28 protein-coding genes are annotated in these 23595 nt (G+C 30.0%); 12 read left to right on the forward strand and 16 right to left on the reverse strand.

Going from position 1 to position 23595, the window contains the following annotated elements; all coding sequences use genetic code 11:
- Positions 1 to 10 precede the first annotated feature (10 nt).
- The 6 genes from DIS07_RS01005 to DIS07_RS01030 all read right to left on the reverse strand — a co-directional run bounded on the left by DIS07_RS01005 (position 11) and on the right by DIS07_RS01030 (position 3878).
- The gene (locus DIS07_RS01005) at positions 11 to 337 is read right to left on the reverse strand and encodes an ArsR/SmtB family transcription factor (protein WP_109403355.1); all 327 of its coding nucleotides are present in this window, start codon (positions 335 to 337) and stop codon (positions 11 to 13) included.
- A 47-nt stretch (positions 338 to 384) separates the two neighbouring features.
- On the reverse strand, positions 385 to 1284 hold the full coding sequence (locus DIS07_RS01010; RefSeq protein WP_146190692.1) for a hypothetical protein: 900 nt from the start codon (positions 1282 to 1284) through the stop codon (positions 385 to 387).
- 9 nt (positions 1285 to 1293) lie between these two features.
- Positions 1294 to 1767 (reverse strand): hypothetical protein, encoded by a 474-nt coding sequence (locus tag DIS07_RS01015; protein ID WP_146190693.1) that lies wholly within the window; start codon positions 1765 to 1767, stop codon positions 1294 to 1296.
- 45 nt (positions 1768 to 1812) lie between these two features.
- Positions 1813 to 2688, reverse strand: a complete 876-nt coding sequence (locus DIS07_RS01020; protein ID WP_109403358.1) for a hypothetical protein — start codon at positions 2686 to 2688, stop codon at positions 1813 to 1815.
- An 81-nt stretch (positions 2689 to 2769) separates the two neighbouring features.
- Positions 2770 to 3297: a hypothetical protein gene (locus DIS07_RS01025; protein ID WP_109403359.1), complete on the reverse strand. Its 528-nt coding sequence runs from the start codon at positions 3295 to 3297 to the stop codon at positions 2770 to 2772.
- A gap of 41 nt (positions 3298 to 3338) precedes the next feature.
- Positions 3339 to 3878 (reverse strand): RNA polymerase sigma factor, encoded by a 540-nt coding sequence (locus tag DIS07_RS01030; RefSeq protein ID WP_109403360.1) that lies wholly within the window; start codon positions 3876 to 3878, stop codon positions 3339 to 3341.
- A gap of 179 nt (positions 3879 to 4057) precedes the next feature.
- On the opposite strand from DIS07_RS01030, the gene yaaA reads away from it, so the two are divergent.
- Complete coding sequence (gene yaaA, locus DIS07_RS01035) at positions 4058 to 4816, forward strand: peroxide stress protein YaaA (protein ID WP_109403361.1); 759 nt, start codon at positions 4058 to 4060, stop codon at positions 4814 to 4816.
- Positions 4817 to 5458, forward strand: coding sequence for a SanA/YdcF family protein (locus tag DIS07_RS01040; RefSeq protein ID WP_109403362.1), 642 nt, complete (start codon positions 4817 to 4819; stop codon positions 5456 to 5458).
- A gap of 59 nt (positions 5459 to 5517) precedes the next feature.
- Here DIS07_RS01040 and DIS07_RS01045 read toward each other — a convergent pair whose 3' ends face one another.
- Both DIS07_RS01045 and DIS07_RS01050 read right to left on the reverse strand, forming a co-directional pair.
- Positions 5518 to 6942 carry an L-serine ammonia-lyase gene (locus DIS07_RS01045; protein ID WP_109403363.1) on the reverse strand — a complete coding sequence of 475 codons (1425 nt, stop codon included), beginning with the start codon at positions 6940 to 6942 and terminating at the stop codon, positions 5518 to 5520.
- 90 nt (positions 6943 to 7032) lie between these two features.
- Entirely contained in the window at positions 7033 to 7374 is a 342-nt protein-coding gene (locus DIS07_RS01050) for a DUF2853 family protein (RefSeq protein WP_109403364.1), read from the reverse strand.
- A gap of 245 nt (positions 7375 to 7619) precedes the next feature.
- Between DIS07_RS01050 and dnaK the strand changes: the two genes are divergently transcribed.
- The 6 genes from dnaK to DIS07_RS01080 all read left to right on the forward strand — a co-directional run bounded on the left by dnaK (position 7620) and on the right by DIS07_RS01080 (position 13064).
- The gene (gene dnaK / locus DIS07_RS01055) at positions 7620 to 9524 is read left to right on the forward strand and encodes a molecular chaperone DnaK (protein WP_109403365.1); all 1905 of its coding nucleotides are present in this window, start codon (positions 7620 to 7622) and stop codon (positions 9522 to 9524) included.
- A gap of 89 nt (positions 9525 to 9613) precedes the next feature.
- Positions 9614 to 10138, forward strand: a complete 525-nt coding sequence (locus DIS07_RS01060; protein WP_109403366.1) for a hypothetical protein — start codon at positions 9614 to 9616, stop codon at positions 10136 to 10138.
- A 57-nt stretch (positions 10139 to 10195) separates the two neighbouring features.
- A complete protein-coding gene (locus tag DIS07_RS01065) occupies positions 10196 to 11488 on the forward strand; it encodes an NAD(P)/FAD-dependent oxidoreductase (protein ID WP_109403367.1) in 1293 nt (430 codons plus the stop codon).
- Entirely contained in the window at positions 11488 to 11793 is a 306-nt protein-coding gene (locus DIS07_RS01070; RefSeq protein ID WP_109403368.1) for a hypothetical protein, read from the forward strand. Before DIS07_RS01065 ends, DIS07_RS01070 begins: the two co-directional genes overlap by 1 nt.
- Before the next feature lie 3 nt (positions 11794 to 11796).
- The gene (locus DIS07_RS01075; protein WP_109403369.1) at positions 11797 to 12150 is read left to right on the forward strand and encodes a hypothetical protein; all 354 of its coding nucleotides are present in this window, start codon (positions 11797 to 11799) and stop codon (positions 12148 to 12150) included.
- The gene (locus tag DIS07_RS01080; RefSeq protein ID WP_109403370.1) at positions 12147 to 13064 is read left to right on the forward strand and encodes an AraC family transcriptional regulator; all 918 of its coding nucleotides are present in this window, start codon (positions 12147 to 12149) and stop codon (positions 13062 to 13064) included. The genes DIS07_RS01075 and DIS07_RS01080 overlap by 4 nt, the downstream gene beginning before the upstream one ends.
- Before the next feature lie 19 nt (positions 13065 to 13083).
- Here DIS07_RS01080 and DIS07_RS01085 read toward each other — a convergent pair whose 3' ends face one another.
- Positions 13084 to 13305, reverse strand: a complete 222-nt coding sequence (locus tag DIS07_RS01085) for a hypothetical protein (protein ID WP_109403371.1) — start codon at positions 13303 to 13305, stop codon at positions 13084 to 13086.
- A 137-nt stretch (positions 13306 to 13442) separates the two neighbouring features.
- Here DIS07_RS01085 and DIS07_RS01090 point away from each other — a divergent pair, with 137 nt between their 5' ends.
- From DIS07_RS01090 to DIS07_RS01105, 4 genes are all read left to right on the forward strand, one after another.
- On the forward strand, positions 13443 to 15599 hold the full coding sequence (locus DIS07_RS01090; protein ID WP_109403372.1) for a TonB-dependent receptor: 2157 nt from the start codon (positions 13443 to 13445) through the stop codon (positions 15597 to 15599).
- 349 nt (positions 15600 to 15948) lie between these two features.
- Positions 15949 to 16377, forward strand: a complete 429-nt coding sequence (locus DIS07_RS01095) for a DUF2141 domain-containing protein (protein ID WP_109403373.1) — start codon at positions 15949 to 15951, stop codon at positions 16375 to 16377.
- Positions 16377 to 16994, forward strand: a complete 618-nt coding sequence (locus DIS07_RS01100; RefSeq protein ID WP_109403374.1) for a DUF2306 domain-containing protein — start codon at positions 16377 to 16379, stop codon at positions 16992 to 16994. The genes DIS07_RS01095 and DIS07_RS01100 overlap by 1 nt, the downstream gene beginning before the upstream one ends.
- An 11-nt stretch (positions 16995 to 17005) precedes the next feature.
- The gene (locus DIS07_RS01105; protein WP_109403375.1) at positions 17006 to 17629 is read left to right on the forward strand and encodes a tetratricopeptide repeat protein; all 624 of its coding nucleotides are present in this window, start codon (positions 17006 to 17008) and stop codon (positions 17627 to 17629) included.
- A gap of 73 nt (positions 17630 to 17702) precedes the next feature.
- Here the strand turns inward: DIS07_RS01105 and DIS07_RS01110 are convergent, their stop codons facing one another.
- The 7 genes from DIS07_RS01110 to DIS07_RS01140 all read right to left on the reverse strand — a co-directional run bounded on the left by DIS07_RS01110 (position 17703) and on the right by DIS07_RS01140 (position 23592).
- Positions 17703 to 18788, reverse strand: coding sequence for an amidohydrolase family protein (locus DIS07_RS01110; protein ID WP_109403376.1), 1086 nt, complete (start codon positions 18786 to 18788; stop codon positions 17703 to 17705).
- A gap of 85 nt (positions 18789 to 18873) precedes the next feature.
- Positions 18874 to 19404 (reverse strand): 3-hydroxyanthranilate 3,4-dioxygenase, encoded by a 531-nt coding sequence (locus tag DIS07_RS01115; protein ID WP_109403377.1) that lies wholly within the window; start codon positions 19402 to 19404, stop codon positions 18874 to 18876.
- Positions 19405 to 19630: 226 nt separating this feature from the next.
- Positions 19631 to 20173, reverse strand: a complete 543-nt coding sequence (locus DIS07_RS01120) for a hypothetical protein (RefSeq protein WP_109403378.1) — start codon at positions 20171 to 20173, stop codon at positions 19631 to 19633.
- Positions 20174 to 20329: 156 nt separating this feature from the next.
- Positions 20330 to 21109: an SDR family oxidoreductase gene (locus DIS07_RS01125; RefSeq protein ID WP_109403379.1), complete on the reverse strand. Its 780-nt coding sequence runs from the start codon at positions 21107 to 21109 to the stop codon at positions 20330 to 20332.
- Positions 21110 to 21184: 75 nt separating this feature from the next.
- On the reverse strand, positions 21185 to 21403 hold the full coding sequence (locus tag DIS07_RS01130; protein WP_109403380.1) for a DUF6500 family protein: 219 nt from the start codon (positions 21401 to 21403) through the stop codon (positions 21185 to 21187).
- Complete coding sequence (locus DIS07_RS01135; RefSeq protein ID WP_109403381.1) at positions 21396 to 22838, reverse strand: aldehyde dehydrogenase; 1443 nt, start codon at positions 22836 to 22838, stop codon at positions 21396 to 21398. The genes DIS07_RS01130 and DIS07_RS01135 overlap by 8 nt, the downstream gene beginning before the upstream one ends.
- A gap of 13 nt (positions 22839 to 22851) precedes the next feature.
- The gene (locus DIS07_RS01140; RefSeq protein WP_109403382.1) at positions 22852 to 23592 is read right to left on the reverse strand and encodes a DUF6090 family protein; all 741 of its coding nucleotides are present in this window, start codon (positions 23590 to 23592) and stop codon (positions 22852 to 22854) included.
- Positions 23593 to 23595: the final 3 nt, after the last annotated feature.

Raw genomic sequence — 23595 nt, forward strand, 5'->3', positions numbered from 1 at the left:
ATTTTATGTTTTAACAACAGCTGCCTGTTGTATTTTTATTTAAGAATGTGCTCAAAATGTTTTTGATGTTTTCCCAATTTTCTTCATGAATACAATAACAAACACTTGTGCCTTCTATTTTACCTTTAATCAATCCTATTTTTTTTAACTCTTTTAAATGCTGGGAAATGGTAGGTTGTGCTAAACCAATCTCTTTTACCAAATCTCCACACACACAGTTTTTTAAATTAATTAAATGCTCCAAAATGGCAATTCTAGCTGGATGTCCTAGAACTTTAGCAATGACAGCAATTCTATTTTGTTGTTTTGTGAAAATTTCTGACTTAGTTAAACCCATGTTTATTTATTTATTGCAATATTACAATTAATAATTGATAAAAAAAACTATTTACTTAAATCAAATAAGTAACCTATAGACAAGCTAAAAAAACTTGTTGTTGGCAAATCGCTTTCATTAGCAACAGCATTAGGTATATTTAAATAATAACCTAATTCAAAATCCCAAGATTTTGTAGTAAAATTTATGGGTATAGAAACTTGGGTATTTAATAAATCAAATACGGTATTAACTACTGTTCTTAAAAATGGCCTAGTTCTAAAACGTTGCCAATATGTAAACTCTTGTTTAGCCAGAATTAAGCTCAAAGTTGGTCTTAATCTCAAAGCAAAATTTGGTTTTCTAACTAAATTAACCCTTGCAAAAGAACTGGAAACTAATTGGTATGATTCGTCTGTTCCAAACAAATAAGAAGCGGCTATCGAGGTTCCTAAGGTTCTTTTTTTATTTCTTAGGCCAATGCTTAAGTCTATAGAGTTTGTAAAATCATCAAAATCATCAGAATAAAAATACTTTGTATATCCAAAATTATAGATAAAGCTATTCGTTTTTCCTAATGTGTTTAAATAGCCTAATGAAACACTTGTAAAATCCCAATGGGGGTCAAAATTTTGATAATAAACACCCGATATACTAGCGTTAAATCCTGAAGAATGATAATATGAAATTTGAGGAATCATATTAAACTGATCTGTACCAGAATCTCTTCCTGAGAAATAAGTATTATTATTATATGCTAATGAAGTATATATAAAATTATATGAATTTCCGCCTTCAATTAATTCATCTAAAAACTGTGAATCATTAAAAAACAAATCATCTAAAATAACATCAATATCTTCATCTGTTCTCTCTTGTGCATATGAACAAAAAGAGGTTGCTATTGTTAACAATAGCAACCCTAAAACCTTTAATTTTGTTTTTATTTTATGATAATAGTTTATCATTAATTCATGTTAATTCTTTTTTGGTCTTGTTTTTCTCCCATCGGAATTTCTTTCTCTAGGACCATTTTTTAACTCACCTCTATCTTTTGCTTTTCTAATTTTATCTATCCTTTCTTTTAGCATTTTTCTTTGCTCTCTAGTTAAGGTTTTTCTAAAACTCTCTCTTGTTTTTCTCAGACGTACTTGCTGATTTCTTACCAAATCTTTTTGAGTTTTGGTAAATGTTTTCATCAAACGCAATCTTACTTCTGATCTTGAAATTGTTTTATCTTTTAGAATAGCTAATTGCTCTTTAGTTAGTGTTGCTTTGAAAGCATCTCTATTAGCTTTCATTATCTCACGTTCTTTTTGCAATAATACTTTTTGTTCTTTAGTGAGCTCTTTAGTAATTAACTTGTAGTTAGATTCTTGAGCAAAAATTGCACTACCAAACATCATTAAACTCATAAAGCTAATTTGTAATATGATGGTTTTGATTTTCATTTTCTTATTTGTTTTACTCAATGACATCTAAAGTAATAAATTTATTTAATCTCGACAACTTTGTTTTGCTGCTTTCATTTCATCAGCATTATTAATAGTAGCAGTAGTTCCATCTTTATATGTAATATCTACTGGAAAGTTTAAAACTCCTTTGCGTTTTACTCTTGGGTTGGCTTTATGCCATCTTCTTAATAATTTAAAATCAGATTTTTCATTTACTGTTATAACAGATGCATCTGGCATAGTAAAAGTAACAGGTAAAACTAATTTATAACATTTTCTTTTGTCTTTTCCTTTTTTACAAGAATCTTTTACTGCCTTTAATTCTTCTCTATCAATTAAAGTCTGTTCAGTACCATCTTCTAAAGTAACATTAACTGGAAAAACCAATTCTGGACGTTCTTTAACATCAGCATTTGCTTTATACCATTCTCTAATTAATGTCCAATCTTCTTTACTGTTTAAAGTGATTGATGAATCGTCAGGCATTATAAAATCTATAGGAAATACAAACTGAAAACATTTTTGTCTTCTTTTCTTAGCTCTTTCACTTTTGTCCGCTAATTGTCTTCCTTCTGCTGAAAAGAAAACATCTGCACTAGATTCTGCTCTAGATTCATTATCAGTTCCTACAGAAACTTTATACCCTAAACCTGTAGCAAACTCAACAGTTTTTATAAAAGTATCTGATAATTCTCCATTAAAACTTGTTTTAGTTGCAGCTGGTAAACTTGATTCCTCTACAGTTACTTTTGATGCTGTTTCAATTTTTGTAATTAAAGCTGTGTCATCTATTAAAGATTCTGATACTTCTGACTCAGAACAAGATGTAAATAATAGAGCTGATAAAATAAATGCGGTAAATGAGAAAAATAAAATGCTAGATTTTAAAATTTGTTCTCTTGAAATTGTAGTTTTCATAATCGGTAAATTTTAATTATTAATTGTTTCTATTTCTTAGAACCTTCTTTTTTTAAATAGTTTGAAAATTTTTATTTTTTTTTATAAAATTAAAGATTCAATAAACGTATTGTCTGATAATGTGTCATCTAAGATCATTGAATCTAAAATTAAATCATCCATCTTTTGTTCAGAAAGTTCTGCTTTTATAACAATTTCGTTTATTACAGTTGTACTTGCATAAGCATCTAACTCATCATCATCTAAAAATAATGAGTTAACTAAAACGTCATCATTAAAAGATAATAATTCTATACCATAATCATCTAATGTATTATTATTTGCTTTTTGTAACCAAATTGTTAAGCTTAAAATAAAAACCAAAGAAGCTGCTGCAACATATCTTACTTTAGGTTGTAACCAAAAAACTTTTTGTTTTTTTACTTCTATTGAAGTTTCAGAAATTGTAGTTTCTTCTTTTATTTTATCTAAAATAGAAAGTTTCGATTTTTCAAAATATCCTTCAGGAATAGTTGTTCCTAAATATTTTTTATGATGGTTAGAAATATCACCTGTTACAACTTCTTTTAGAAAGTTCTTTTGTTTATTATTTTGTGCTGATTTTTCCATAATATGTATGTTAGACCCTAACTTTTTAAAAAAGTTTGAATTTATTTAAATATTTTTTCTTCAATAATTTTTACCGCTGTATAGTAGGTTGATTTTAATGTGCTTTCCGATACATTTAGAATTTCTGAAATCTGCCGGAAACTTAAGTCATCAAAATATTTCATCTGAAAAACTCTTTTTTGTTTTTCTTTAAAACCATCTATAATTTTATGAAGTTTTTTCTGAATTTCGTTGCCATCAAAATATTCGTCTTCAAAAAGAACTTCTAAATAAGAACTAGAAATTTCATCTATACTCTCAAAAGATTTTTTGTTGTTTTTTTCTAATAATCGCATCGATTCATTGTAAGCAATTCTATACATCCAAGTGTGTAAAGCGCTTTTACCTTCGAAATTTTGAATACTTTTATAAACCCTTATAAACGTATTTTGCAAGACGTCATCTGCATTTTCATGAGTTACTACTAGCTTTCTAATATGCCAATACAACCGTTCTTGATACACATCAAGCAACTCACTAAAAGCTTTATCTTTTTCTTTAGGATCTTTTAACTTTTTAACAAGTTCAGCGTCTTTACTCAAACATTGGTTTTTTTACGTTTTTATTTATCAAAAACAAATTATTTTGATGAATGTATAAAATAATTTTGATTTAAACGAATTCAATAAACTTTACAAATAATATTATTGGTATTAATTAGTTATTTCAACTAGATATTATTGAAATCATTTGTACTTTTATTGCTTTCAAAAGAAACACAATGAAAATCATCATATCACCTGCAAAATCTTTAGATTTCGAAAGTAAAGTTCCTACGAGCTTATACACCCAACCTCGTTTTTTAGAACAATCTGAAAAATTGAATAAAAAACTAAAAACACTTTCAAGAAAAAAATTATCTGACTTAATGTCTATTTCTGATGATTTAGCAAGGTTGAATTATGAAAGAAATCAAGAATGGAACACTCCATTTACTCCAGACAATTCTAAACAAGCTATTTATGCTTTTACAGGTGAAGTTTTTAGAGGAATTGACGTGAACTCTTTGTCTTCAGAAAAATTACCAATATTGCAAGATCGTTTGCGAATTTTATCAGGTTTATACGGATTATTAAAACCTTTAGATTTAATTCAACCTTATCGTTTAGAAATGGGAACACGTTTAAAAGTAGGAAGAAGAGATAATCTTTATAAGTTTTGGGATGATACTGTTGCCAAAGCTTTAAATGAAGAGTTATCTGATAACGAATTGTTAATAAATTTAGCAAGTTCTGAATACTTTAAAGTGATTCCTAAAAAGGTTTTAAAAGTACCAATGATAACTCCTGTTTTTAAAGATTTTAAAAACGGGCAGTACAAAACCATTATGACGTTTGCTAAAAAAGCACGTGGATTAATGGTACGTTATATTATTGATAACAATATTAAAACCATTGAAGAATTAAAAGGTTTTGATGTTGAAAATTATCGTTTTTCTGAAGAAATGTCTTCTGAAACTGAATTGGTTTTTACGAGGTAAATGAGTCGTAAAAAAAAGTTCTTTAAAGCTGTTATTTATTTAACAATTATTTCATTTATCAGTATTTTTTTATCTAACTATATCATTGAAAAAAATGCTGATAAAAAACTATTTGTAGAAACTTTTAATATTCCTAAGAATAAAGTTGGTTTAGTTCTAGGTACTTCAAAAAGAATTAGCAATGGAGATATCAACTTGTATTATAAATATCGATTAGAGGCTGCAATAAAACTCTTTAAATCTGGGAAAATTGAATATATTGTAATTAGCGGAGATAATGGTTCTAAAACCTATGACGAACCTACAGATTTTAAAATCGATTTGATAAAGGCAGGAATTCCCGAAAATAAAATATTTCTAGACTACGCAGGCTTTAGAACTTTAGATTCTGTTGTTAGAATAAAAGAAATTTTTGGGCAAAAATCGATAACCTTTATTTCCCAAAAATTTCATAATGAAAGAGCCATTTATTTAGCTGAACATTTTGACATTAACGCCATTGCTTATAATGCAAAAGATGTTTCCAACAGATATGGTTTTAAAGTAAAAATTAGAGAATATTTAGCTCGTGTAAAAGTATTTGTAGATATTATTTTTAATGTAGAACCTAAGTTTTTAGGTGATAAAATTGAAATAAAATAAGAGATTACTTCGTAAACTGGCAATGACTGCAAACTGTACACCGAGAACTGCCTCCTGAATCAACAATCTGCTAAACCAACGTTAATTGCCAAACCTCCTTCTGAGGTTTCTTTGTAGTTTTTGTGCATATCTTTAGCGGTTTCCCACATAGTATCAATTACTTTATCTAATGGTACTTTTACTTCTTTTGGGTCGGTTTCTAAAGCCATTTCTGCCGCATTAATTGCTTTTATAGCTCCCATAGAATTACGCTCAATACAAGGTACTTGTACTAAACCTCCAATTGGATCGCAAGTTAAACCCAAATGATGCTCCATGGCTATTTCTGCTGCCACTAAACATTGTGCTGGCGATCCACCTAACAATTCTGTTAAAGCTCCAGCTGCCATTGCAGAAGAAACACCTATTTCTGCTTGACAACCTCCCATTGCTGCTGAAATTGTGGCATTTTTCTTAAAAATACTACCAATTTCTCCAGCAGTTAGTAGAAATTGTTTGATTTCATTAAAATCTGCTTCGTGATTTTCTATCACCAAATAATACATTAAAACTGCAGGAATTACGCCAGCACTTCCGTTTGTTGGTGCTGTTACTACTCTACCTAAAGAAGCATTAACTTCATTTACAGATAAGGCAAAACAACTCACCCATTTTAAAATTTCTCTAAATTTTACTTCTGTACTTCTAATGGCAGTAATCCATTCTTTTTGATTGGAATACACAGCGTCTTTAATCAGTTTTTGATGCGTATTGTATGCACGTCTTTTTACGTTTAATCCTCCTGGAAGTATACCTTCTGTATGACATCCTATATACATACATTCTAACATTGTTTCCCAAATTCTAGATAATTCAGCATCTATTTTCTCTGCTGAATTGATTTCCAACTCATTTTTAAAAACAACTTCAGAAATTAATAAATTATCGTTTTCGCAATATTCTTCTAATTGTTTTGCCCTGTTTATCGGATAGGGAAAGTTTTGTTTGTTGATTTCAATTTCATCTTCTAAAGTATCATTTTCTTGAACAATAAAACCACCTCCAATAGAATAATAAGTTTCTGTTGATATTTCTTTACCTTTAGAATAACCTCTAAACGTAACTCCATTAGAATGAAATGGCAAAAAATCTCTATGAAACTGAATGGCATTATTTGGAAAAACAATTTGCTTGCCTCCTTTAAAATGCAATTCTTCCTGCGTATTAATTCTGTCTACAATCGTAAAAATATCTTCAATAGGAATGTATTCTGGATCAGCTTCACTTAATCCCAATAAAATAGCTAAATCTGTTGCGTGCCCTTTTCCTGTTAAAGACAAAGAACCATATAAATCTACTTTTACAGAATCAATCATATTAAAAAGATTACTATCTCTTAATTTCTGAACCCATTCTTGAGCTGCTCTCCAAGGACCTAGTGTATGCGAACTTGATGGACCAACACCAATCTTTAGCATATCAAAAACACTAATAAATTGCGACATTCCTAATAATTAAACTTAAAACTGTTGTAAATGTAAAAAATCCAACTCATTTGAGTTGGATTTTTATAATTTATTAAAAATAAAACCTTATTAGAAACCGTAAACAGCTTCTTTATCAAATTTCTTTACCAACATATAGTAAACACAAGCCCTGTACTTGTTTCTTTCAGATTTTCCAATTCTTTCCATCACTTCTTCAATACCTTCATCCAATTCTTTACTATCAGCTAATCCTAATTTTTTAATTAAGAAATTATTTTTTACTGTAGCTAATTCTTTAGGATCTGACCCTGAAACAGTTTCAGCATCTTTCTTATAGATAGAAGGGCCTAAACCTTTAGTAACTGCAGCTAACAATTCAGTATTAGAACGTAGATTTCTATCGTCCATAAATTTTTTGTACAAAGCAACTTTTTCGTCAAATTTACTCATGATTTTGTGTTTAGTGTATTAAATATTATTTCATTTTTATTGAACTATCCAAATATAAGAAAATAATAATTGTCTTCAAATTGGATTTGTTTCTAATCTTTAGATACATATCGTGTCAATATGTCACATCATTTTCAATATTTTTTTAAAAAACTGACATTTTCAAGTCAAAAATCGGTTGGCACACCCTTTGACTAATAGAAAACGTAAAATTGAAATAAAAAAATTAATATAAATAAATTATTATGAGTAAAATAATTGGAATCGATTTAGGAACAACAAACTCTTGTGTTTCTGTAATGGAAGGAAATGAGCCAGTTGTAATTCCTAATGCTGAAGGAAAAAGAACAACACCATCTATTGTTGCCTTTGTAGAAGGAGGAGAACGTAAAATTGGTGATCCTGCAAAAAGACAAGCAGTAACTAACCCTACAAAAACTGTTTATTCTATTAAACGTTTTATGGGTAACAAATTCTCTGAATCTTCAAAAGAAATAAAAAGAGTACCTTATAAAGTAGTAAAAGGAGATAATGACACTCCAAGAGTAGATATTGATGGTCGTTTATATACGCCTCAAGAAATTTCTGCAATGGTGTTGCAAAAAATGAAAAAAACAGCTGAAGATTATCTTGGAACTGATGTCTCTGCTGCTGTTATTACTGTACCTGCTTACTTTAACGATGCGCAAAGACAAGCTACAAAAGAAGCTGGTGAAATTGCTGGTTTAAAAGTAGAAAGAATCATTAACGAGCCTACTGCTGCTGCATTAGCTTACGGAATGGACAAAGCAAATGATGATAAAAAAATCGTTGTTTTTGACTTTGGTGGTGGTACGCACGATGTTTCTATCTTAGAATTAGGTGATGGTGTATTTGAAGTATTAGCTACTGATGGTGATACACATTTAGGTGGTGATGATGTTGATGAAAAAATCATCAATTGGCTAGCTGATGAGTTTCAAGCAGATGAAAATATGGACTTACGTAAAGACCCAATGGCTTTACAACGTTTAAAAGAAGCTGCTGAAAAAGCAAAAATTGAATTGTCAAGTTCTACATCTACAGAAATAAACTTACCTTATGTAACTGCTACCGCTAGCGGACCAAAACACTTAGTAAGAACTTTAAGTAGAGCTAAGTTTGAGCAATTAATTGACGATTTAGTAAAAAGAACAATTGAACCTTGTAAAACAGCTTTAAAAAACGCTGATTTGTCTACTTCTGAAATTGATGAAATTATCTTAGTAGGTGGTTCTACAAGAATACCAGCAATTCAAGAAGCTGTTGAAAAATTCTTCGGAAAAGCACCAAGTAAAGGTGTAAATCCTGATGAAGTTGTTTCTTTAGGAGCTGCAATTCAAGGTGGAGTTTTAACGGGTGATGTAAAAGACGTTCTTTTATTAGATGTAACACCTTTATCATTAGGTATTGAAACAATGGGTAATGTTTTCACAAAATTAATTGATGCAAACACTACCATTCCAACTAAAAAATCGCAAGTATTTTCTACAGCTGTAGACAATCAACCTTCTGTGGAAATCCACGTATTACAAGGTGAAAGAGCAATGGCTGCAGATAACAATACTATTGGTCGTTTCCATTTAGACGGTTTACCTCCAGCACAAAGAGGAGTTCCTCAAATTGAAGTAACTTTTGATATTGATGCAAATGGTATTATTAAAGTATCAGCTTTAGATAAAGGAACTAACAAATCTCACGAAATTAGAATTGAAGCTTCTTCTGGTTTATCTGAAGAAGAAATCGAAAAAATGAGACAAGAAGCAGAAGCAAATGCTGATGCAGATAAGTTAGCTAAAGAAACTGCAGAGAAAATAAACGGTGCAGATTCTATGATTTTCCAAACAGAAAAGCAATTAAAAGAATTTGGTGATAAATTATCTGCTGATAAGAAAGAGCCAATTGAAGCCGCTTTAACTGAATTAAAAGCTGCTCACGAGTCTAAAGATTTAGCTCAAATTGATGCTGCAATGGAAAAGATTAATGAAGCTTGGAAAGTTGCTTCTGAAGAAATGTATGCTGCTCAACAACAAGCTGGTGGTGCAGATGCAGGAGCGCAACAAGGTCAACCTGAAGGAAGTACTGACCAAGGTGACAATGTTGAGGATGTAGACTTCGAAGAAGTTAAATAAGTCCAATATCTGAACAAAGTTCAGAATCTATATATATTTAAAACGCAATCATTAACTTGGTTGCGTTTTTATTTTAATCCAAAAATCATTTGAAAACCTATCATCAAAATAACTTTTTTAAACATACTTTTTGCGAGTTCTTGCAAGTTGATGATTTTGATTTTCCAAAAAACACTCATTACAAAAGTAAATCTGATAGTTATTATTTTTATACTGAAGAAGGTGTGTATAGAAAATCCAATCATTGGGGAAGAGTTGCCAATTGTAGATGGAAATTAATTTCAAATGAAAATTATAAAAACCAAAAAACTGTAATTGGTTTTGCAAAATGGACTGACTTCTACCCTATCAATTCATCTGAAAAAACCTTTTCAATTAAAGTTGATTTTGAGTTGAAAACAGCTAGAATTCAAGTTAATCAAGAAACAAAAGAAATTCAAAACTTTACTTTTACTGATGCCCAAAAAAGAGTGAAACAAATTCATCATCTATTTAAAAACAATCAATGGGCAGATTATTTTGAAGCACCTTTAGAAATTTTGCAAGAAAAAATTATTACAGAATTTATCAATTCTAACAAAACACTCCAAGAAATAAAAAGAAGTTTCAAATAAGAAATCGGCACTTTTCAGTAAATTTGTTATTCGAAATTGATCAATCAAAATATTTAAATGAATATTCCACAAACAAGTTTTCCAAGAGTAGTCATTATTGGTGGAGGATTTGCAGGTTTAGCTGCTGCAAAAGGATTAGAAGAGCAAGAAATACAAGTCGTTTTAATTGATAAACACAATTATCATACGTTTCAACCTTTACTATATCAAGTAGCTACTGGAGGTTTAGAACCAGATTCTATTGCTTTTCCTCTAAGAAAACGTTTTAATGATGTAGAGAATTTTTATTTTAGATTAGCAGAAGTAGTTAAAATTCATCCTGATAAAAATATCGTTGAAACCACAATTGGTGATTTAGATTATGATGAATTAATCATTGCGACAGGTTCTACCACCAACTTTTTTGGAAACACTAATATCCAAAAGTTTGCAATGGAAATGAAATCAGTTCCGCAATCTTTAAACATTAGAAGTTTAATTTTAGAAAATTTTGAAGAAGCATTATTAACTTCTAATATTGATGAAAGAAATGCTTTAATGAATTTTGTTATTGTTGGAGGTGGTCCAACAGGTGTAGAACTGGCAGGTGCATTAGCCGAAATGAAAAAGGCTATTTTACCAAAAGATTATCCTGATTTAGACATTCGTCAGATGCAAATTAATTTAATTCAAAGTTCTGATTGTTTGCTCAAAGGAATGAGCTCAAAAGCATCCGAAAAAGCAGAAGATTTTTTAATTGGTTTGGGAGTAAATGTTTGGAAAAATTTGCGCGTTTTAGATTATGATGGTAAAACCGTTACCACTAATGGTGAAGATAATTTTAGAGCAGAAACTGTTATTTGGGCAGCTGGTGTAAAAGGACAAATGATTGATGGTTTACAACAAGATTGTGTTATAGAAAGAGCTGCTAGGATTAAAGTAAACGAATTCAATCAAGTTGAAAGCTACACCAATATTTATGCTGTAGGTGATGTGGCTTGTATGTCATCAGAAAAAAATCCTTATGGTCATCCTATGATGGCACAACCTGCTATTCAACAAGGAAAATTAGTGGCTAAAAATATAATTTCAAAATTTAGTAACAAAAAGCAGAAAGAATTCGTCTATAATGATAAAGGTTCTATGGCCACTATTGGAAGAAATAAAGCAGTAGTAGATTTACCTAAATGGAAATTTCAAGGTGTTTTTGCTTGGTTTGTTTGGATGTTTGTACATCTATTTTCTCTTATAGGATTCAGAAATAAAGCGATTGTTTTTCTAAATTGGGTCTATAATTATATTCGTTTTGATAGAGAAACACGTTTGATTATTCGTCCTTACAAAAAGAAAAACAAAGAAATAAACTTCTAATGGGTACAAAAATTATAAAGTGTTCTGAATGTGGTACAGTTAATAAAAATTCAGATTATTGTACTTTTTGTAATGCTTTAATTTCTGATGCTAAAAAAAGAGAAATAAAAGCTGAAGAAGTAAAAAAGGCAGAAATAGAAAGAGCAATTTATAAATTAGAAAATCCAAATTTAGCAGAACGCTTAAAAAAACATCCATTCTTTTTATATAAACTTTTTGGATGGATTTTATATTCTGCAATTATGATAGTAAGCGCAATTGGAGCTGGTTTAGCTTGGTTTATTGCAATGGTTGCTGCTGGCTAACTAATGAATACAAAACTTATATATTATTTTCTTTTCTGTTTAGTAACGGGAACTACAGTCTATATTCTTCAACATTTTTCTGTTCCTTTACCTAAAATCATTAACCATTATTTGAATGATTTTCTAATAGTACCTATTGTGCTCTTTATAAGTTTACAAACTTTAAGATGGTCTAAAAATGATAAAAACTACACCCTTAGTTTAGGTGTAATTATATACTTATGCTTACTGTACAGTATTCTTTTTGAGTTTGTATTTCCAAAATATTTAGCAAGATATACAAAGGACTATGTAGATGTAATTTTATATTTTGCAAGTGGATTTATATTCTATCAATTACAAAAATCAGATTCGTGAGTAATCCTAAAATTGCCAAAGAAAATATTGCTCGATTAAATACAGCCATTCATTATATTCAAGAAAATTTAGCTGGTAAATTAAGTTTAAAAACAATAGCAGATAAAGCTTACTTTTCTCAATATCATTTTCATCGTTTATTTTCTGTTGTCGTTGGAGAAACTGTGCATAATTTTATCATCCGAAAAAGAATTGAAAAAGCGGCTTCTTTTTTATTACATCAAAAAGAAAAAACAATAACTGAAATTGCAGAACAAGTTGGTTTTAGTGATTTATCATCCTTTTCAAGAGCATTTAAAAAGTTTTATGGAATTTCACCAAACAAATTCAAAGAAGAAAGCACTGAAAAATACAGCAAGATTTGTAAAAATGAAAGCAAGAATGGACAAATAGAAATTACTTTTGAACAATATATTTGTAATATAGATAACGCTTTAAATTGGTTAACAATGAAAATAAAACCAGAAATAAAAAAAACGCAAAGATTAGATTTAGCATACATTGCCCACAAAGGAAAAATGGAAGCAATTGGTAGTATTTATAATAAATTAGTTAAATGGGCAACACCAAAAGGTTTGATAAATGATCAAACAAGAATGGTTACTATTTATCATGATAGTCCTAAAATTACAGATCCTAATAATTTAAGAATGAGTGCTTGTATTGTTCTAAATGACCCAATTGAACTAGATGAAGAAGTGAATTTACGAGTACTAAGCCCTAAAAGATGTATAGTTTCTAGGTTAGAAATCACACCCTTTGAGTTTCAACAGGCCTGGGAATCTTCTTTTGTGTGGATGACAGAAAATGGTTACAAAAAAGGAGAAAATGATCCTTTTGAAATCTATTATAACAATGCTGCTGAACATCCAGAAAACAAGTTTATAGTAGATTTGTGTATTCCAATTTTATAAACTGGAATACACAAAATTTTTACTCTGTTATTTCTTCTTTTGCTTCTTCTTCAGAACTAGCAGAAGCACCACCCATAAAATAAAGAACTGCACCAACAACGACAAGGCCAATTTTAATAACCCAAGCTGTAGTATCTCCCCAGTTATAAATCCACATTAATAATGTAGGCACTCGATCTACAAAATTTAACACAATTGCCAACAGACCAAAAATGGCCATATAGCTTCCTACTTTTTTCATAAAATTTAAAGTTTAGTTAATTTTCTTTAAATATAAATAAAAATCACAACTCATCATTTAAAATTTACAACTCGGTATTTCTTTTTATTTAAAAGGATAAAACCTGCACATCTTTGTATCATCAAAAAACAAAACTGATGAAACGTATTTTATTTTTACTTTTTACTATTAGTCAACTTTCAATAGTTGCACAAGCAATAATTTCTGGAAAAGTTACTGACTCAAAAAACAATCCTATTATTGGTGCAAATGTATATTTAGATGGAACTTACGATGGTAGCTCATCGAATGACAAAGGAGAGTTTTCATTCAAAACCGATGAAAAAGGAACGCAAACTTTAGTTGTTTCTTTTGTTTCTTTTGAGCCTTTTGTTAAAATAGAGGATGTTTCTAAACTTAAAAATTTAGTGGTAAAATTAAGAGATGATATTAACTCTTTAGACGCAGTAACTATAAATGCGGGAACATTTAGAGCGGGAGAAAAAGCTAAAGTTACTGTATTAAAACCTTTAGATATTGTGACTACAGCAAGTGCTGTTGGTGATGTTTTAGGAGCTTTACAAACGCTTCCAGGAACTTCTGCTGCTGCCGAAGATGGTAGACTATTTGTGAGAGGTGGAGATGCAGAAGAAACTCAAATTTTTATTGATGGTATTAGAGTATTTACACCTTATAGTCCATCTCCAAATAACGCCCCAACTCGTGGACGTTATTCACCTTTTTTATTCAAAGGAATTACTTTTTCTACTGGTGGATATTCAGCTGAATACGGACAAGCCTTGTCTGGTGTTTTAGATTTAACAACAACTGATAAACCCGACCAAGAAAAGACAGACATTTCTTTAATGACAGTAGGTGTAGGTGTTGGAAATACTCAAATATGGGGCAACAATTCGTTTAGCATCAATACTTCTTACATCAATTTACAACCCTATACAGAATTGTTTCCAGACAGAAATACTTGGTTAAGCCCTTATCAATCTGCAAGTGGAGAAATGGTGTATAGGCACAGTTTTAAAGACGATTCTATGTTAAAAGTTTACGGAGCTTTTAGTTATACTGATTTAGATGTAATTCAAGATGATATTAATTTTGATAATGGATTCCGTTTTGGATTAGAAAATAGAAACCTGTATATAAATAGCACCTACAAAAATAAATTTGGGAACAATTGGAGGGTAGAAACAGGAATGAGTTTTACCAATGACCATTCAACTGTAAAAATAATTGACGATTTGATTCATAACAATGAAAATTCTGCACATTTTAAGTTGAAATTCAAAAAACTATTTTCAAGTAGATTTAGAGTTGCTTTTGGTTCTGAATATTTTATCACAAAATTTGATGAAACTTACAATCCAATCAATAACTCTTCATTTGATTATGGTTTTAATAATAACTTGTTCGCTTCTTTTGCAGAAACTGATATTTTCTTTTCTAAAAATTTAGCTACTAAAATTGGTATAAGAGCAGAACATTCAAGTTTTTCTAACGAGTTTTCTATTTCACCAAGAGCTTCATTATCATACAAAACAGGTAAGAACTCTCAATTCTCCTTAGCTTATGGTCAATTTTATCAAAATCCAAGTAATAACTATTTGAAATTCGAACAAAATTTAAAGGCTGAAAATGCATCCCATTTAATTGCCAACTTTCAACATACTCAAAAAAATCAGATTTTTAGAATAGAAGCGTATTATAAAGATTATAATGACTTGGTAAAATTCGATTCTCAAATACCAAATTTTACGTCAAACTTTACAAATGATGGAAATGCTTTTGCAAAAGGAATTGATGTTTTCTGGAGACAAAATGGAAAAATAAAAAATACAGATTATTGGATTTCTTATTCTTATCTAGATACAGAAAGAGATTTTAGAAATTATCCAACAGCAGCAACTCCTAATTTTGCTTCAACTCATAATTTCTCTTTTGTAGCAAAACACTGGGTAGAAGATTGGAAAAGTCAATTGGGAATTACTTATAATTTTGCCTCAGGTAGAACCTATACAAATCCAAATGAGCAAGGCTTTTTAAATAACAAAACCAAACCGTATAATTCAGTAAGTTTAAATTGGGCATATTTAATAGACCAACAAAAGATACTATACTTCTCTGTTAACAATGCTTTAGGCACCAGAAATGTATTTGGTTACAACTATAAAAACACACCAAATATGAACAGAAATTTTGATAGACAAGAAATTCTACCCAATGCAGATAGCTTCTTTTTTGTAGGTTTCTTTTGGACGATTAGTGATGATAAAAAATCAAATCAATTAGATAATTTATAATGTTTTTTTGTAGCCATTTCCAGCTTTCATTACTCGCTTTTTTTAGTTTGTTCTCGATACAAATTTGTTCATTCTTCTCAAATTCACTCGAACTGACACTAAAAAAGAGCTCAAACAAGGAACTTGTCTTGAGCTTGACGAAAGGTTCAATCTGGGCTAAACTTGTTTGCCAATAGATAGCATAAATTTACAAAGTCATTTCAACTCTGAAACTCTGAAACTCTGAAACTCTGAAACTCTGAAACTATAGAAAAAAAACAATTCAGAATCAAAAAACAACAATTCGGTATTATTCTTGTGTAAACTTCGAGAAAACATCAGATATTTGAATCATCAAAAAAACAATACAATGAAAAAATTATTTTTAACCATAGCATTTATTTTCAGCGGAATCTTATTCATACTAGCCCAAGAAGAAACCTTTGATTTAACCATAGAAATTTCTGGAATGGATACTGATAAAGGAAAAGTTTTTATTGCCCTATACAATAGCAAAGAGAACTTTTTAAAGTCTAGTAAAGATACCAAAGGCACTAGTGCAGTTGTTAAAAATAAAAAAGCAGTTGCTTATTTTAAAGGATTAAAAAAAGGTGAATATGCCATTTCATTGTTTCACGATGAAAATGACAATAAAAAAATGGATACCAAGATTTTTGGAATTCCGAAAGAACCTTATGGATTCTCTAATGATGCAACTGGTTTTATGGGACCTCCAAAATATAAGGATGCTAAATTTAGCTTAGATTCAAACAAAACAATAACTATATCTGTAGACTAATGTTAACTAGAAAAATTTCATATTATATATTAGCTATTTGTTGTATTTCAGTAGGATTATATCCCTTTATCTATTTTGTAATTGATAGAAAATTCGGATTGTTAGCAAGTAAAACTGATGCTCTTTTAACTGATACTTTATGGAATACAATGTTTTACACGCACATTATTCTTGGAGGAATTGCATTGTTAATTGGCTGGTTACAGTTTAATAAAAAACTAAGATTAAAAAACTTAAACCTACATAGAAAAATAGGTAAAGTATATGTAATTTCTGTTTTGTTAAGTGCAATTTCTGGATTTTACATTGGCTTACACGCAACAGGGGGTTTGAGTTCAAAATTAGGTTTTACAACTATGGCATTGTTTTGGTTTTTCTCAACGCTATTTGCTTTTACCTCAATTAAAAAAGGAAATATTATTCAGCATCAAAAACTAATGATTTACAGTTATGCTGCTTGTTTTGCTGCTGTAACATTAAGAATATGGTTACCTATTTTATCAAATATTTTTGGCGGATTCTTACCAGCTTACAGAATCGTAGCTTGGTTATCTTGGGTGCCCAATATTATAGTCGCGTACTTTATTATTCAATATCAATTTAAGAATACAAATTAAACACTAACATTATGAAAAAAGTATTATTTATCATCGCAATTTTCATTGCGACAGGGATTTCTGCGCAATCGAAATACCAAAAAGGAATGCAAAAAGCTTTTGGTTTTTGGCAAAAAGGACAACTTACAGAAGCTTCTCAGTTATTTGAAAGAATTTCTAAAGCAGAACCTACAAACTGGCTACCAGCTTATTATGCTGCCACTGTTGAAATTTTAGGGAGTTTCGGAATGAAAGACGAAGCAAAACTTACAGCAAAACTAAATAAAGCTCAAGAATTTTTAGATGTAGCCAAATCTAATTCAGAAAACAATCCAGAAATTATTATTACACAGGCATTACTAAATTTAGCATATATAGCTTTTGACGGACAAAAATACGGAATGACATTATCTGGAAAAAACAATATGTTGTATGCTAAAGCATTAAAAATAGCACCTAATAATCCAAGAGTTATTTTAGGAAAAGCAGAATGGGAAATGGGAGCAGCAAAATTCTTTGGTAAATCTACAAAACCTTATTGTGAGCAAGTAAAGAAAGCCATTGAATTAGGAAAAAAAGAAAAAATTGAAGAAGAATTTTATCCTAGATTTCAAGTTAAAAGAGCAGAAGGAGTTTTAAAACAATGTCAAGGATAAACTAGTCTACAGTTCTCAGTGGCAGTATGAAGTTAATTATTGACTGTATACTGCCTCTGAATACTGTGAACTCTTAAGAAAGTATTTTGTTTACCAAATCTTGTTTTGCTTTTTCATCATTTCCAAACAACCATTGCAACACATTATCTTCCCAAATTTCTCCTTTCTCGGTTTCAGTAATGATGTTTTTTTCAATTGCTAAATCTAGAATTTTACCTGGGTAAGAAGATTGTTTGTCACTTTCCATTTCTCCTAAAGGATAAGGATCATCTAAGCCCATTAAAACTTGTTTTGTGCCCTGTCTTTCGAACATTAATTTTAACGAATCTGTATCGTGCACTAAGGTGTCAAAGAAAATATTAGGATGTCCTACTGCTTTTCTTGGATGTGTTTTTCCTTCAAACAAATCGGGTCTTCCATCAAAACCTTGAATACGTCTTCCTAAATTCATTTGCGCTAATTGACCTCCGTGAGCAAAACAAGTTCTAATATTCGGAAAACGTTCTTGCATTCCGTTTAAGGTATAAAAATGATAAGCATCTCCACATTGTGCCAGCATCCAAATTAAGTGAAAACGCCAATTGGTATTTTCTAATTTTATCATTTTATCTCCATCATAAGGATGAATTTCTATGGCCAATTTGTATTTGTCTGCGAGTTCAAAAATTCGGTCATTTTCTTCATCAAAAACACAGCGCCATTGTCCTATAGAATCCATAAAATGTGTAGGTAAACACAACACTTTTAATTCCAATTCTTCCACACAACGTTTCATTTCATCCAAAGCTCCATAAATAAAACCAGGATGTACGACGAATCCACATGTGAATTTTGATGGATGATTTTTTTGCACTTTTGCATTGAAATCGTTTTGAAAACGAAGCGCTTTTTTCATTTCTTCTAAACGCAAACCATTTCCATACAATTGAGAAAGATTTAACACCACAGCATGATCTAACTTGTTCTTTTCCATCCACAATAATTTTTCATCAAGAAAAAAACTAGAATCGGTTACAGGACGTTTCCAACCTTTTTGCAGCATATGTCTACGCTCATCATCTACCCAAAAAATTTCTTTTTCCTTCATAAACTGAGGAATTTCTTCTGGATAAGGTAATAAATGTGAATGTCCGTTTATGCGTAGTTTCCTTTTTGTCATCTTAATTGTCTTTCCTGCGAAAGCAGGAATCTTATTATAAAATTAGAATTAAATTATGGATTCCTGCCTGCGCAAGAATGACAAGTTACTTGATTTTATTTGGTGGCTGCATTACAGTTCCACAATTATTGCAAGTACATTTTTCTTTGTCAGAATAATATTTATCGAAAATTATTGGCATATCTGTTTCGATGTTATCTAATTTAAATTTCTTTCTGTACAATTGATTTCCACAGTTTTCACAATACCATTCTAAGGCATCTTTCATTTTCTTTTTACGTGGATATTCAATAACCAAACCAACTGTGTTGGCTTTTCTTTGAGGTGAATGTGGCACTTTTGCTGGTAATAAATAAATATCGCCTTCATTGATTTCTACATCAATCATTTTGCCTTTATCGTCTATGATTTTTAAAATCATATCTCCTTCTACTTGATAGAAAAACTCTGGAGTTTCATTATAATGATAATCTTTTCTGTTATTTGGACCACCAACAACCATTACAATATATTCGCCATTATCCCAAACGCATTTGTTACCAACTGGTGGCTTTAATAAATGACGATGTTCATCAATCCATTTTTTAAAATTTAAAGGTTGTACTAAATTGCTCATTTCTTTTAGATTTTTAGATTGTTGGATATTAAGATTGTTAGATTTTAAAATTACTAATTTTAAATGGCTTTTTAAAAACTCTTTTTTTGGCGTTACCTAAAGGTCGGGCTTTTCGCTATATCTTTTTATTTGTTCTCGATACAAATTTGTTCATTCTTCACAAATTCACTCGAACTGACATAAAAAGGATGTCGCTTCAATCCCTAACGCAAGATTCGTTATAAATTTAACTATAATTTACCTTTTCTAAAATCAGTCTTTTAATTTCTTTTCCCAAAGCTTTTGCTTCTTTTGAATCTTTCTTATCAACTTGAAAGTCTAAAATTCTATATTTTTCTCCATTAATTTTTAAAAATAACTGAATTATGGAAAAGTATGAACCTCTAGAGTTTCTCCTAGATTTCGTATGTATTGTTTGAGATTCAACTTTTATTTTAAATTCTGAATTTAGTTGAATTTCTTTTTCTTTTAAATTATTGGAGAACTTTATTGTTCTTCTTGAAACCTCAACAAAGTCCTTTAATTGCTTTATAATTACAATAATTGTAAAAAATAAAATAGCAACAGATATAACTAATAAAAATACTTGAACGCCGATTTCTTTAACTTCGAAAAAAGATATATAAATTAGAAATAAAGCTAATACAAGAAAAAATAGTAATCCTAAATTCCCTCTATCTGAAAGATAAAATTTTGATTCAACTTTTAACTTTTGACAATCATTATATAATTTTAGACTTGCTTTTTTTAAAATCTTTTCAAAGTTCATAATGTATTACTTAAACCTTTTAAAAATTATCTTTTGTTGGCTTTAATTTACTAAATTCTGTAAGCAGGTTTAGCCCTGATTGAAGCAATTGTTTGAGCTCTTTTTGAGGAACGAAAAAAAGCGAGTGCGAAAAGCAGGAAATAGCTTCTAAAAAAATTACAAACTTTTTGTTCTTCCACCATCTACAGGAATATTAATTCCATTGATATAACTTGCTTGCTCACTTGCTAAAAACACAATTGCTGCTGCCACTTCTTCAGGTTTTGCAAATCGTTTTGCGGGTACTGCGTTTTTCATAGCTTCTGCAACCTCATCAAAAGATTTTCCTGTTTTTTGAGCTTTGTTATTAATGATTTCTTTTAGACGCTCTGTACCAGTTGCTCCTGGCAAAACATTGTTAACTGTGATACCGAATTCACCCAACTCGTTTGCCAAGGTTTTTGACCAATTACCCACTGCGCCACGTATGGTATTGCTAACACCTAAACCATCTAAAGGTTGTTTTACGGAAGTTGAAATGACGTTGATGATTCGTCCATAACACTGCGTTTTCATAAACGGAACCAAGGTTTGAACCAAAATATGATTGCATTTTAAATGTTGTGTAAATGCATTTTCGAACTCTTCTATTTTTGCGTTAAATATTGGACCTCCTGCTGGACCTCCTGTATTATTAACAAGAATATGGAAATGTAAATCTGACTTTTCTAAAACTTTTTTTAACTCATTTGGTTTTGAAAAATCAGCAATTAGATAACTATGACATTGCTCTCCATTATTTACTAATTCTGATAAAACTACTTTTAATTTTTCTTCATTTCTAGCTAAAAGGGTAACGTTTGCACCTTCTTCCGCTAATAATAATGCTGCAGCTTTACCTATTCCTTGTGTGCTACCACAAACTAATGCGTTTTTGTTTTTTAGTTGTAAATTCATTTCTTTTAGATAAAAGAAAAGAGAAACAAGAATAAAGACAGATAGTCTTTTCTCTTTTTTCTTTCTTCTAGGTTCTTATTTACTTTCAGTAATCATTTTCTTAATCTTAACCGCTTTTTCAAAATGATTTAGTTGATGTGTTTCAATCCACCAAGTGGCAACTTCTAGTAATAATTTAGGATTGTCATTTTTATTTTTGAAAAATGCGTAGAATGATAACCCAACATTTTCTCCTTTTTTGACAATTTTTTCATCGCAAACTGCAATGATTTTTTGTTTGATTCCTTTATTCATATTTGATACAAATATTTTTAGGTTCTGTAAAAAAACGCAAGGCTTCAAAACCACCTTCACGTCCTACTCCACTTTCTTTTGTGCCACCAAAAGGAGTTCTTAAATCACGTAACATCCAAGTATTTACCCAAACAATTCCGGTTTGCAATTGTTTTGAGAATTGCATAGTTCTATTTAGATTGTTTGTCCATAAAGTGGATGACAATCCGTATTTTACATCGTTTGCTAAAGTTAAGGCTTCTTTATCAGTTTTAAATGACATTAGTGTTACTACTGGTCCAAAAATTTCTTCTTGATTTAATCTACAATTATTATCTTGAACTTCTATAATTGTGGGTTGTAAATAATACCCATTTTCACAGTTAAACACCTCAACTTTATTTCCTCCAAATAAAATTTTCCCACCTTCACTTTCTGCAATATCTATATAACTTTTTACTTTTTCTAAATGCTGTTTGGATACTAGAGCACCAATATCTGTAGTGTTTTCTGATGGATTTCCTACTTTAAGTTCTGATACTTTTTGAATGAAATCGGTTTTAAACTTTTCATAAATACTTTCTTCTACCAAAATACGACTTCCGCACAAACAAATTTGACCTTGGTTTGCAAACGAAGAACGTACAGTAGTCGCTAACATTTTTTCATAATTGCAATCTGCAAAAATGATGTTGGGATTTTTACCTCCTAATTCTAAAGACAACTTTTTAAACATTGGAGCTGCAACTTTGGCTATATGTGCGCCCGTTTTTGTACCTCCAGTAAATGAAATTGCTTTGATATTTGGGTGCTCAACAATAGCTTGTCCTGTTGTGGTTCCTAAACCGTGAACAATGTTCAAAACTCCTTTTGGTAAGCCAGCTATTGTACAAATTTCTCCCAACAAAAAGGCTGTCATTGGTGTGACTTCACTAGGTTTTGCAACTACACAATTCCCTGCTGCTATAGCTGGCGCAATTTTCCAAGTAAACAGATATAGAGGTAAATTCCAAGGAGAAATACAACCTACAACACCTAAAGGTTGACGTAACGTAAAATTGACAGCATTTAAACCCACACTTTCGTGCGCTTCTGATGAAAACTGTGTAATTGCATTTGCAAAAAACTGAAAATTACTTGCTGCTCTTGGAATGTCAACCGCTTTTGCTAAAGAAATCGGTTTTCCATTGTCTTTAGATTCTGCAGCTGCTAAAACATCTAATTTTTCTAAAATTAAAGATGCTATTTTTGATAATATTATAGCACGTTCTTCTAAAGTGGTATTGCTCCATTTTGGAAAAACATCTGCAGCAGCTTGATAGGCTTTTTCTACATCTTCTTCGGATGAATTTGGAATTTGACCATAAATTTCTCCTATTGATGGATTGTAATTATCTAACCATTTGTCAAAGACAGGAGGCAAATATTGACCATTGATGTAGTTTTTTATATTCACTCGTTTTAAAAATTTATTTCATCTTTAATAAGACTTGATTTAAATTGCTCAACACTTTCTCACTAAAAAACAATCTAATTTCTAAAGTTTTCTTTAATTGATGTAATCTATTAATAAATTCTAAATTTTTTGATAGATCCATAAAATTAATTGGTTCAAACAAATCTGAAGAAACCTTATCAAACTCATTTATTTTGACATTCATTTTATAAGGAGATTTTCTAAAATATTTATTGATAAAATCTTTTTGAAAATCATCTATGTAATTATGCATTACTTCCTCTCTTGTTGAAACTTTTTTTAAGTCATCATCATAAAGGTTTACTATTTTTTTCAAAACATTCGTATTTGAAATTAATTGCGTTGTACTATTTTGCATCATTTTGTATCCAAAATCAGAATTCTTAAAATATATTTTTCTAGTTGAATATGACAAAAATAATGTTACTTTTAAATCGTAATTTTTTGATTGTAATCTATTTAATAAACTATCAATTCCTTTTTTATTAATTTCTAATCTTTTTCTTAAATCAATTAGTTCATTTTTATTATTTTCTAAATCTGAAATTATTTGACTAATAAGAGTTTCTTCTTCTTTAACTTTTTTAATTTCTTCATTCCAATTATTAATCTGTAAAGCAATTAAAATACCTATAACAACTAATACAATTTCGCCAATGGCGTACAACATATATTTATTGAAACGGTTTTCAACTAACAATTTTTGACGGATTTTTCGGAAGAATTTATTCATAAT

The organism is Polaribacter aquimarinus (assembly GCF_003129485.1).
GTDB classification, from domain to species: Bacteria; Bacteroidota; Bacteroidia; order Flavobacteriales; family Flavobacteriaceae; genus Polaribacter; species Polaribacter aquimarinus.

Coding starts and splice junctions, on each gene's coding strand:
- DIS07_RS01005 (WP_109403355.1), bottom strand. CDS start 337: ATGGGTTTAACTAAGTCAGAAATTTTCACAAAACAACAAAATAGAATT.
- DIS07_RS01125 (WP_109403379.1), bottom strand. CDS start 21,109: ATGAATTTACAACTAAAAAACAAAAACGCATTAGTTTGTGGTAGCACA.
- dnaK (WP_109403365.1), top strand. CDS start 7,620: ATGAGTAAAATAATTGGAATCGATTTAGGAACAACAAACTCTTGTGTT.
- DIS07_RS01050 (WP_109403364.1), bottom strand. CDS start 7,374: ATGAGTAAATTTGACGAAAAAGTTGCTTTGTACAAAAAATTTATGGAC.
- DIS07_RS01075 (WP_109403369.1), top strand. CDS start 11,797: ATGAATACAAAACTTATATATTATTTTCTTTTCTGTTTAGTAACGGGA.
- DIS07_RS01120 (WP_109403378.1), bottom strand. CDS start 20,173: ATGAACTTTGAAAAGATTTTAAAAAAAGCAAGTCTAAAATTATATAAT.
- DIS07_RS01065 (WP_109403367.1), top strand. CDS start 10,196: ATGAATATTCCACAAACAAGTTTTCCAAGAGTAGTCATTATTGGTGGA.
- DIS07_RS01130 (WP_109403380.1), bottom strand. CDS start 21,403: ATGAATAAAGGAATCAAACAAAAAATCATTGCAGTTTGCGATGAAAAA.
- DIS07_RS01040 (WP_109403362.1), top strand. CDS start 4,817: ATGAGTCGTAAAAAAAAGTTCTTTAAAGCTGTTATTTATTTAACAATT.
- DIS07_RS01140 (WP_109403382.1), bottom strand. CDS start 23,592: ATGAATAAATTCTTCCGAAAAATCCGTCAAAAATTGTTAGTTGAAAAC.
- DIS07_RS01105 (WP_109403375.1), top strand. CDS start 17,006: ATGAAAAAAGTATTATTTATCATCGCAATTTTCATTGCGACAGGGATT.
- DIS07_RS01100 (WP_109403374.1), top strand. CDS start 16,377: ATGTTAACTAGAAAAATTTCATATTATATATTAGCTATTTGTTGTATT.
- DIS07_RS01115 (WP_109403377.1), bottom strand. CDS start 19,404: ATGAGCAATTTAGTACAACCTTTAAATTTTAAAAAATGGATTGATGAA.
- DIS07_RS01070 (WP_109403368.1), top strand. CDS start 11,488: ATGGGTACAAAAATTATAAAGTGTTCTGAATGTGGTACAGTTAATAAA.
- DIS07_RS01015 (WP_146190693.1), bottom strand. CDS start 1,767: ATGAAAATCAAAACCATCATATTACAAATTAGCTTTATGAGTTTAATG.
- DIS07_RS01010 (WP_146190692.1), bottom strand. CDS start 1,284: ATGATAAACTATTATCATAAAATAAAAACAAAATTAAAGGTTTTAGGG.
- DIS07_RS01095 (WP_109403373.1), top strand. CDS start 15,949: ATGAAAAAATTATTTTTAACCATAGCATTTATTTTCAGCGGAATCTTA.
- DIS07_RS01110 (WP_109403376.1), bottom strand. CDS start 18,788: ATGACAAAAAGGAAACTACGCATAAACGGACATTCACATTTATTACCT.
- DIS07_RS01085 (WP_109403371.1), bottom strand. CDS start 13,305: ATGAAAAAAGTAGGAAGCTATATGGCCATTTTTGGTCTGTTGGCAATT.
- DIS07_RS01090 (WP_109403372.1), top strand. CDS start 13,443: ATGAAACGTATTTTATTTTTACTTTTTACTATTAGTCAACTTTCAATA.
- DIS07_RS01025 (WP_109403359.1), bottom strand. CDS start 3,297: ATGGAAAAATCAGCACAAAATAATAAACAAAAGAACTTTCTAAAAGAA.
- DIS07_RS01020 (WP_109403358.1), bottom strand. CDS start 2,688: ATGAAAACTACAATTTCAAGAGAACAAATTTTAAAATCTAGCATTTTA.
- DIS07_RS01045 (WP_109403363.1), bottom strand. CDS start 6,942: ATGTCGCAATTTATTAGTGTTTTTGATATGCTAAAGATTGGTGTTGGT.
- yaaA (WP_109403361.1), top strand. CDS start 4,058: ATGAAAATCATCATATCACCTGCAAAATCTTTAGATTTCGAAAGTAAA.